The sequence below is a fragment of the Actinocorallia longicatena genome, assembly GCF_039534125.1.
Taxonomy (GTDB): Bacteria; Actinomycetota; Actinomycetes; order Streptosporangiales; family Streptosporangiaceae; genus Actinocorallia; species Actinocorallia longicatena.
Map to the genome: position 1 here is coordinate 1 of NZ_BAAAUV010000089.1, position 528 is coordinate 528.

Here is a 528-nt window from a genome sequence, read left to right on the forward strand (position 1 = left end):
CAAACGCTGACCCCGGACGCGCCCATCATCTTAGGCAACGGGCACACCGTCACCGCTGGGGATATTCTGGCGAACCCAGCGCAGTACAACGGCAAACACTGCCGTGACCCGCAAGACCCGTTCAACGATAACGGCAACGACAGTCAAGGCTTAATCTATGCCCACGAGAAGGGCTGCCGGATTTTCTCACTTGCCCACGGTGGACGTACTTTCCGCATTGCTGCCGAAGCACCCCAAGAGGCTCAGCAAGCCGCCCCTGAAACGCTGGCGTTGGCCCTTGAGCCGGACACACGCGACATAATCAGCGCTTGTTACCGGCACCGTGCCACGGCCACAGCTAACGGACTAGAAGCCGCAGCTAGCGAAGTGGGCGCAACGCTGGATTATGCTGCCCAGGTCTGGCTGAACCACATCAAGCACAACGCCCAGCCGCTTCACAGTGACGCCCGCCCCACTCAGACGTTCGACCTTTTTGCAGACGTTGCCGGCCTTTTTAGCGCCAGCCGGAAAAGCCTATTCACGCTTGCC

1 protein-coding gene is annotated in these 528 nt (G+C 60.0%); it reads left to right on the top strand.

Annotation, left to right across the window (positions count from 1 at the left end; genetic code table 11):
• The coding region (locus ABD785_RS41200; protein WP_344840363.1) for a hypothetical protein at window positions 1-528 on the top strand (528 nt) is incomplete at both ends.